Annotated in this window: 6 protein-coding genes; 1 reads left to right on the top strand and 5 read right to left on the bottom strand. The window is 68.9% G+C overall.

Annotated features, from left to right (window positions below; all coding sequences use genetic code 11):
- Window positions 1-58: 58 nt before the first annotated feature.
- The 5 genes from ASG87_RS07810 to ASG87_RS07830 all read right to left on the bottom strand — a co-directional run bounded on the left by ASG87_RS07810 (window position 59) and on the right by ASG87_RS07830 (window position 5,635).
- Window positions 59-331, bottom strand: coding sequence for a hypothetical protein (locus ASG87_RS07810; protein ID WP_157510954.1), 273 nt, complete (start codon window positions 329-331; stop codon window positions 59-61).
- Window positions 332-468: 137 nt separating this feature from the next.
- The gene (locus ASG87_RS20450; protein WP_162258333.1) at window positions 469-798 is read right to left on the bottom strand and encodes a glycoside hydrolase family protein; all 330 of its coding nucleotides are present in this window, start codon (window positions 796-798) and stop codon (window positions 469-471) included.
- Window positions 799-1,125: 327 nt separating this feature from the next.
- Entirely contained in the window at window positions 1,126-1,845 is a 720-nt protein-coding gene (locus tag ASG87_RS07820) for a c-type cytochrome (RefSeq protein WP_056003388.1), read from the bottom strand.
- Between the two features lie 13 nt (window positions 1,846-1,858).
- Window positions 1,859-4,507 (bottom strand): MtrB/PioB family outer membrane beta-barrel protein, encoded by a 2,649-nt coding sequence (locus tag ASG87_RS07825; RefSeq protein ID WP_235499592.1) that lies wholly within the window; start codon window positions 4,505-4,507, stop codon window positions 1,859-1,861.
- A gap of 12 nt (window positions 4,508-4,519) precedes the next feature.
- Window positions 4,520-5,635 (bottom strand): DmsE family decaheme c-type cytochrome, encoded by a 1,116-nt coding sequence (locus ASG87_RS07830; RefSeq protein ID WP_056003392.1) that lies wholly within the window; start codon window positions 5,633-5,635, stop codon window positions 4,520-4,522.
- 268 nt (window positions 5,636-5,903) lie between these two features.
- On the opposite strand from ASG87_RS07830, the gene ASG87_RS07835 reads away from it, so the two are divergent.
- Window positions 5,904-6,863, top strand: a complete 960-nt coding sequence (locus ASG87_RS07835; protein WP_056003395.1) for a LysR substrate-binding domain-containing protein — start codon at window positions 5,904-5,906, stop codon at window positions 6,861-6,863.
- Window positions 6,864-7,272: the final 409 nt, after the last annotated feature.

Consider the following 7,272-nt stretch of genomic DNA (forward strand, 5'->3'; position numbering starts at 1 on the left):
GGATAGCTTTTTCTCATCCTCCCAGTTTCGGGCAACGCGCGAAGATTTTGAACAGGCTCTAAGGAGTGATCCTGGCCGCCTCGTAGTACGCACCACGGTCGTTGAAGATCAACCTGTCGCCGACGCGATAGAAAGCGATGCAGCCGTAGTCCAGTTTCTCGACTCGCGCCGGCAACCCTGCCGCTTCGGGAGTGATGCCTTCACCCTCGACCTCATCCCTGGAATCCACAAGGGCAATCACCGGCGCGGCGTGGACAGGGCAGACTTCCTCGCCGCTCTCGACCACCTTGCCCGCCGCCAGTACGATCGATGAACCGATCAGCGCCTTCATTCGCTCCTCGCTTTCGGTTATGCGCGTGTACGTATGGATTCCGGTCACTCTCCAGGTTCCATAAAAGCCGGAATCCGATCGGGCAGCCTGGCACGTCGAGATTGCCAGGCATGCGGAAATCCGGAAGACCGTCCGCATCATGGCATGCGCCCGTTGAATGCGGCCGCTTCGCGGGCCCGTCGCTGCACCAGCCCCGCGCTTACCCTGTACGGCCCAACCGTGTGCCCTTGCCGATCGCGCGGGCAGCCATGGACGTACTGCCTGATGTTTCGGGCCACTTCGTCCATCCGGCCGTAATTTGCCGGTGCGAGCGCACGCGCACTGTGCGCTCCGGTGTTGTATACGAATGCCACCGCGGCATCGAACTGCTCCTGGGTAAGCTCCCGCCCGGCAACAGCACGGCGCACCGCGTGCTCGGCATCCGCGATCCGGTCGGAGAACATCTGTTGAGTTCCGGCATCCGGCATGGGAGGCTCGGCCAATTCCCGTGCCGTACACGGCCTACGATGGACGAGGGTGCCCACGCCCACCGTGCAGTTGTTGCCCTGGTCGTTGCAGTGCGCTCGCCGCACCGCCTCTGAACGCTGCAGTGCGACCCGGCCTGCAGGGCTGATCTCCATATTCTCGTTTGCCGCGTGACGTCCTTTGTCAGCCAAGCGGCCGCCCAATCCACTTGCCGGACCGATCGCAGGCCATCGGGGATCGCCGGGTTGCGACGTGGTTCCACGCTGCATGCACGGTCAGCAGGCTTCAGCCCGCAACCGCCGGAACGCATGTGGGTGGATTACAGACGCCTAGAGCGTGGACAGATACGCCGACAGCGCCTGCACGTCGGCATCGTCCAGCGTCTGCGCCACGCCTTCCATCACTTTCGCGTTGCTGCTGCCGCCGCGTGTCGCGTGCTTGAAGTCGCCCAGCGCCTTGCCGAGGTAGAACGCCGACTGGCCGCGCAGGTGCGGGTAGGTGGACCACGGCGGCTGCGGCGCGCTGCTCATGTGCGGCTGCGGGCCCTGCCCCGCCGGGCCGTGGCAGCCCTGGCAGGGCGGGATGCCCTGCGCCGGGTCGCCGGCGAGGTAGAGCTGCGCGCCGCGCGAGGCGGCATCGGCCTGGCCGGCGGGCTTGGGCGCGAGCGCGGCGTAGTGGCTGGCGAGGTCGCGCATGTCCTCGTCGCTGAGCGCGGCGGCCTGGCCGGTCATCACCGGGTCGCTGCGCTGGCCGTCCTTGAACTGCTTCAGTTGCACGTACAGGTAGGTGGCCGACTGCCCGGCCAGGTTCGGGAAGTTAGGCGCGATCGCCACGCCCTGCGGACCATGGCAGGCGCCGCAGACGGCGGCCTTGCCGGCGCCGGCCTGGGCATCGCCCTGGATCGGCTGCTGCCGGCGCAGGTCGAGCACCGGCGCGGGCGCGGCGGCGGCACTGCCGGCGGCGGCCGGTTGCTGCGCGTGCAGGCCCGACGCGGCGAGCAAGGCCAGGAAGCCGGCAAGGGAGAGGATCGGGCGCTGTCTCGGCGTCATCTCGGCGGCCTCCTCAGAGTTTCAGGTTGAGCATGAGGCCGACCAGGCTGGCGCTGTAGTGCAACTGGCCGCCCTTGTCGGTGTAGATCTTGTGGTCGTAGCTGAGCCCCTGGTCGAGGCCGGCGTAGTGCCAGTCGCTGAACGCGCCGGTCTCGTAGCGGCCGAACAGGCGCATGCCGACGTTGCGGGTGACGCGGAAGTTCAGCCCCAGGTCGAGCGTGTTGGTGCGGTAGCGGTTGTCGGGGAAGCCGTTGCCGGCGAGCGCCACCGAGGCCGGGTCGCGGTCGGCCAGCGCGCCGATGGTGGCGTAGTCGTAGCCGACGTGGCCGAGCGAGCCGGTGTAGTTGTAGCTGAGGTCCGCGCGCACGCGGCCGAAGTCGTGGCTCAGGCTGAGGCCGGCGTTGCGGTTGCGCTCGCGGTCGTACTCCCACCACTGGTTGGCGTACGGGTACAGCGGCCCGCCGAGGTTGGGATTGGTCTGGCCGATGGTGCCCAGGCCGCCGCCGTTGTCGGCCGCGTCGGAGTCGCCCACGTTGGAGATGCCCATGCGCGAGCCTTCGGCGCCGAGGTAGGCGTTCAGCGTGGTCTCCGGGTTGGGCTGCCAGTCCCACTGCAGCGTGGCGCCGGTGGTGCGCGTGTCCTGGCGGCCGATCCGCGCGTCGTAGCGGTCGCGGTTGCCGTAGAACGTGGCCGACACCGTGGCCGACTCGCCCACCGGATAGGTGACGATCGCGCGCGCCTTGCTCTCGGTGCGGTCGGACAGGTCGTACTTGCGCATGTCGGCCACGGTATGCGCGGGGATGCCGGTGGCCGGGTCGACGAAGCCCGGCAGCGATTCGGAATAGAACCGGCCGTAGGGATCGTAGTTGTAGCGGTCACCGTCGCGCCGGGCGAATTCCCAGCTCAGCCGCACGGTGGCGCCGGCCACATCGCGGCTGACCCAGTCGAGCTTGATGCGCTGGTCGTCCACGCGCTTGCGCTCGCGGTACCTGGGCTGGTTGTGGTCGTAGGTGTAGGTGACGCCGAGCGAGTTCTTGCGGCCGAACTGCCAGTCGCCGCCCAGCTCGAAGACCGTGTCGGTGTAGCCGAACGGGTTGTTGCGCACGGTGACCATGTACGAGCGGTACAGCGGGTTGTTCGGATCGAAGATGCCGGTCTCGCCCGGCACCACGCTGCCCTGCGAACCGTTCTCGGAGATGTAGCCGTACTGGCCGGTGAGCGGGTTGTAGGCGAGGTAGCGGGTCTTGTTGTTTTCGCGGTACCAGCGCAGGCCGGCGTGCCAGCCGAACGCGGGCGTGGGCCGGAAGGTGAGCCGCGCGTCGAGCAGCCCGGTGTCGATGCGCGCATTGGCATTCCGCTGCGACAGCGCCGCGGGGGTGTTCCAGTTGGCGCACTGGAAGGTGTAGTCGGCGGGCGGCGCGATGTAGATGCCGCCGGTGCCGGTGCAGGTGGTGGGCGGTAGCAGGGCGTCGTTCTGGCGCATCGTGCCCCAGGCGCCGGCGATGGTGAACTGGCCGTTACCCTTCAGCTCGCGCGACAGGTCCAGCCGCAGGTTGTGGTAGTCGTTGTCCGGCTCCAGCGAGAACTGGCCGTCCTTGATGTCCGCCACCTGCGGCACGCCGACCACGTTCATGAGCTGGAACGGGCTCTGGAAGTTCAGGTGGTCCTTGCGGTTGCGGAAGAACGAGCCGTTGTAGGTGGCCAGGAAGCGCCACACCTTGCCGACGTTGCGCAGGCTGAGGTTGACGTCGGTGGTGCGGAAGTCGATCGGCCGCACGGTCTCGTTGATGCCGCCCGGCAGGCCGCCGATGTTGAAGAACATCGAGCCGCCCCACAGGCGGGTGCCGCTGCGCTTCTCGTTGGTGATCGAGGCCGAGCCGATCCAGTTGCGGTACAGCACGCCCTCGTAGCCGAGCCCTTCGCGCGTGCGGGTGAGGCCGATGGTGCGCCGGGGCGCGGCGGCCGCGGCCGCGGCGATCTGCGCCGGCGTGCTGCCGCCGGGCACCAGCGACGCCGGCAGGGTGAGGTCGGTGGTGCCGATGCCGTTCCAGATCGGATAGGCGTTGGTGGACACCGTGTGCGGCATGTCGCGGTAGAACGCCTCGACGCGGTAGCTGCCGTAGCGGCCGCCGCGCAGGCGGTAGTACTGGTCGTTGCCGCTCAGGCGGCTGCCGCGGAACTCGACGTAGCCGCCGGTCTTGCGGTTGTTGAACTCCAGCGCGAGCAGGCCGAGCGCGAAGCCGGTCTTCCAGTCGGCGTACTGGCGGAAGAACTCGGCGTTCTTGTCGCCGCCGACGTGCAGGTAGCCGGCCTCGATCAGGCCGGCATAGCTCCAGTCGCCGGCCTGGCCGAGCGGCTTGACGCCGTCGACCGCCGGCGGATACGGGTACAGCGCGCCGGTGGGCGTGCGCAGCATGCCGGCATGCAGGTAGGAGGTGCCGTCGGGGTCGGCCCGGTCCAGCATCGGCGTCCAGCCGCGCGGGTCGAGCGCGTTGCCGTAATGCATGTCGCCCACGCGCATGGTGCCGCTGGTGTCGCCGGCCCAGGCGGCGGGCACGGACAGCCACGCCAGCGCCGCGCCCAGGGCGATCGCCTTCGGCGCCGTGCCGCGGCCCGACCCAGTGTCACTCGACTGCATGCCTTTCGACTTCAGCGCAAGCATCGTCCGCCTCCGTCACTTGTGGAATTTCGGGCCGGACGGGTTGTTCGACCCGTGGATGTTGGTGTGGCAGGTGAGGCAGCCGCGCCCGATCAGCCGCTCGTCCGGCCGGGTGCCGTTGGCGAGCCCGGCGGGGGTCTGCAGGTCGTTCGGGTGGCGCGTCATGGTGTGGCACTGCTGGCACAGCATGGGGATCGGCGCGACCAGCAGGGTCTGCTGGTTGGAGCCGTGCACGTCGTGGCAGTTGAGGCAGTTCTGCCGCACCGGCGCATGCTCGAACAGGAACGGCCCGCGCTTCTCGGCGTGGCAGGTGTAGCAGGTCTCGTTGACCGTATCGGTCTTCAGCAGCGGCTTGGTGATGCTGCCGTGCGGGTTGTGGCAATCGGTGCAGGCCATCTGCCCTTCCGGCAGCGGCATGTGCGAGCGGCGGTTGAACTTGGCGCGGATGTCCTGGTGGCAGGTCGCGCACACCTCGTTGATCGACGCCTTGGCCAGCACGCCTTCCGGCGACAACCGCGCCATCGGGTTGTGGCAGTCGGTGCAGGACAGGCCGCGGTTCTCGTGCACCGAGCCGGTCCAGTGCTGGCGCGCGCCGCCGGCGTGGCAGCCGAGGCAGACCCCGGCCTGGGTCGCCGGCGTGGTCTTCGCGTCGTGGGTGAAGGCGATGATCGAGCCGGGCGCGGTCGGGTTCTTCGCATGCTCCGAGCCCGGGCCGTGGCAGCTCTCGCAGGCGGCCTGCGGCCCGGTATTGGCGGCGCCGGCACGGAACGAGGCGACGTGCAGGGTGTGCGAGGCCTGCACGTTCTCCTGCGTGTGGCAGGCGACGCAGGTCTTCGCGCCGACCGCGTCGGCCTGCGGCGCCAGCGGGTTCTTCGGGATGGGCGCCGCGTCGAACGGCGTGGCCGGGCTGTCGCTGACCGCCTGCAGATGCGGGTCGGCGTTGCGCGCCGCGTTCGCGCCCATGTCGGTGGCCGGCAGCATGCGCGCGATGTCGCTCTGCGTGAGCGCGCTGGACGGCGCGTGCGGGGAACCGGCCGGCGCCGCCTGCTGCGCCCGCGCGCCCGGCGCCAGCAGCACGAGGCTCGTTACAATGGACAGCAGTGCCGCGAACGACAGCGGGATGGCACGCATGGCTGGAACCCCTTGGCTTTGCGTGAAAACTTGCGTGGCGAGCGCGGCGCCGGACCACTCCCGTCCGGCTGCCCTGCGTGCCTTTCCGGCATGCCGAGCGCGCTCCGCCGCAGTATTCACCGGCCATCGCACGGGCGTAAGCCCGGCGACAGAAAATGAATGTCCATGATCCGCGAACAATTCCCGCGCATTGCGCAATGCAGCACGAAAATCCGCCGGGCTGGGTTAGCCTGACCGCAAGCTTGCGCGAAGGGGACCACCGGCCGTGATGCAGGATCTCAACGACATCTACTACTTCGTGCAGGTGGTGGAACAGGGCAGCTTCACCGCGGCCAGCAAGGCGCTCGGGCTGGCCAAGTCGCAACTGAGCTTCCGCATCGCGCGGCTGGAGCAGAACCTCGGCGTGCGGCTGATCCAGCGCACCACGCGCCGCTCGCACGTCACCGACATCGGCCGGCTGTACTACGAGCAATGCCTGCAGATCCTCGCCGCCGCGCAGCAGGCGCAGCGGGTGATCGAGGACACGCAGGCGGCGCCGCGCGGCCGCATCCACGTCGGCTGCCCGGTGATGTTCGCGCAGTTGCTGCTCGCGCCGGTGCTGGTGGACTACCTGCGGCAGCATCCGCAGGTGCAGGTGGACCTGGACCTGTGCGGCCACCAGACCGATGTGGTCGCCAGCGGCTTCGACATCGCCTTCCGCGTACGCCAGGCGGTGAAGGATTCCAGCCTGGTGGTGCGCAGCTTCGGCATGGACCCGCAGATCCTGGTGGCGAGCCCGGCCCTGCTCAAGCGCCCGGCGCGGCCGAAGCGGCCGGAGGACCTGCAGCGCATCCCCAGCGTCAGCGTGGCCGGCACCGACGGCCGCCATTTCTGGACCCTGCTCGGCTCCGACGGCAAAACGCACCCGGTCGAGCATCATCCGCGGCTGGTCACCGACGACCTCCAGGTGCTGTACCAGGCGGTCACCGGCGGCGTCGGCATGGCCCAGTTGCCGCACTGGCTGTGCCGCGAACCGATCGCGCGCGGCCAGTTGGTTCCGCTGCTGCCTGCGTACAAGCTGCCGCCGGGCAACGTGCACGCGGTCTACCCGTCGCGGCACGGCCACACCTCCGCCGTGCGCAGCTTCATCGACTTCGTCGCGGAAAAGCTGCCGCTGGCGCTGCAGCACGCGCAATTGCACAGCCACGACAACCCGCCGCGGCCGGCGCAGGCCGTCGCGCTGCATTGAACCGGCCGGCCGCGCGCGGCACCCGGCTCAAGGCCTGTTCGCAATCTCCAATGAAGCGTCATCCCAGCGGCTCTCAACGGCCGAAGGGCTGGTCATCCAGTGCCTCTGGGTTTCGGGGAAAGGGAAAGTCGCTGGATGACCAGCCCTTCGGCTGTCGAAAAGCGCCTCCTGCTTGACCGGCCCTTCGGCCGTTGAAAGCCGCAGGAATGACGAGCGGGGAGCGCGGGAGGATTCCAGTCTCTCAGGTATCCCCCCAACGGGGCGTCATCCCAGCGAAAGCTGGGATCCAGTGCCTCTAGGTTTCGGGGAAGGAGAACGTCACCGGATGGCCAGCCCTTCGGCTGTCGAAAAGCGCCTCCTGCTTGACCGGCCCTGCGGCCGTTGAAAGCCGCAGGAATGACGAGCGGGG

The sequence above is a fragment of the Frateuria sp. Soil773 genome (assembly GCF_001428405.1).
GTDB lineage: Bacteria > Pseudomonadota > Gammaproteobacteria > Xanthomonadales > Rhodanobacteraceae > LMSL01.

Coding starts and splice junctions, on each gene's coding strand:
- ASG87_RS07825 (WP_235499592.1), bottom strand. CDS start 4,507: ATGCTTGCGCTGAAGTCGAAAGGCATGCAGTCGAGTGACACTGGGTCG.
- ASG87_RS20450 (WP_162258333.1), bottom strand. CDS start 798: ATGCCGGATGCCGGAACTCAACAGATGTTCTCCGACCGGATCGCGGAT.
- ASG87_RS07830 (WP_056003392.1), bottom strand. CDS start 5,635: ATGCGTGCCATCCCGCTGTCGTTCGCGGCACTGCTGTCCATTGTAACG.
- ASG87_RS07820 (WP_056003388.1), bottom strand. CDS start 1,845: ATGACGCCGAGACAGCGCCCGATCCTCTCCCTTGCCGGCTTCCTGGCC.
- ASG87_RS07835 (WP_056003395.1), top strand. CDS start 5,904: ATGCAGGATCTCAACGACATCTACTACTTCGTGCAGGTGGTGGAACAG.
- ASG87_RS07810 (WP_157510954.1), bottom strand. CDS start 331: ATGAAGGCGCTGATCGGTTCATCGATCGTACTGGCGGCGGGCAAGGTG.